This window comes from Camelimonas sp. FR25, assembly GCF_059740505.1.
This window is the reverse complement of sequence record NZ_JCAWFG010000058.1, coordinates 1-1194: the sequence shown is the minus strand read 5'-3', so window position 1 is coordinate 1194 and position 1194 is coordinate 1. Positions and strand designations below refer to the sequence as shown.

Sequence of the window (1194 nt, the reverse complement as noted above, 5' to 3'; positions counted from 1 at the left end):
AGTGTCATGGCCCAGTCCTCACCGAGAGTTTCGGCAAGGTCATCGAATTCGATGTCGCCGGCATCCAGCACGGGGCCGAGGTGACAGTTGAACACCTCTTCAAAGCACTCACGCCACTCTTCGCGCTCCAGGAACCTGATCAGCCCTTTGAGATCATGACCGGATGGCATCGTCGTCTCCCTGTTCTTACGATCTGGCGCTTGCGCCGAATGCGTGGGGTTCCTGTATCGGGCCAACTGCGGCAGCCGCCGGCTGTGGCCTCGGCCTTCCGGGGCGACCTGGCGAACGCCCGGGCGGCCCGGTTACAGAGGTGGTCCACCCGACCCCGGCATTCGCATATCCCATCAGGATGACGGGTGGCAGATCAGGCGCATGAAACGGCATGACCTGTTCCAGCTATCGGGCTTGCTGCGGCACTCTCAACGAATTCCGGGGAAGGCCCCAGAAGGGCAAGCGCTGCATCCTGACGTTGTCTGGCGGGCACTCATGGCGGTCGTGGGCGAAGTGGCCGCAGTGAATGGCCGGTCCGGGCGAGGCGCCGGGAAGACCCGTGCGGACAGATCAGCGCCTGCCTTTTTCAAGGGCCCGCCACTCCCATGGGGGCAGGCAGTCGTAGCCCCACATGCCCGTCGCTGAAGCGCGGGCTGTCATTTCGGCAGCCACATAGTCGTGCGAATAGCGACGGTAGGCGAGGGCCATCCCTGCCTCCACCATGGCCGCGCCCAGATCCTTGCCCTGAACGCTGCATCTGGCGATTTTCCGATAGTAACGATCAGCTCCAGTCACATGGCATGTGACGGCTGAGCTTGCCGTGAGGTGAGCGAGATGGAAAGCGGCCATGCGCCCCCATGGCATGTCGCGCCTGTCCGCATCCCAGCAGACCTGACCGCTTTCGGGAGCATCAATGCCATGGAGGCGGAACCGGACGCCGTGAATCTCAATCGTATCGCCATCTATCACCGAGGCGCGGCCAGCCACGGTTTCGGCGCAGACTGGCGCTGAAATCACGCACCAGGTGAGGAGGGCGATTGGCAGTCTCATGGCATGACCTGTACGGGCGAGACGGCAGTGTGATCGCGGCGATCGCGAGCGGCCCGGCCTTGCCCATTTCCGCATTCATTGGGAGCATGCCGTTCGCAGCTCACAGGCCCTGGCAGCGCGTTGGCGCGCTGCGCGCCTGCCAGGGCCCCGCCG

General features: G+C 64.2%; 1 protein-coding gene. It reads right to left on the bottom strand.

The genetic code is table 11. The features are described 5' to 3' along the window. Positions 1-561 precede the first annotated feature (561 nt). Positions 562-906 (bottom strand): thermonuclease family protein, encoded by a 345-nt coding sequence (locus tag AC6A67_RS07235; RefSeq protein ID WP_498035878.1) that lies wholly within the window; start codon positions 904-906, stop codon positions 562-564. Between the last annotated feature and the right edge of the window lie 288 nt (positions 907-1194).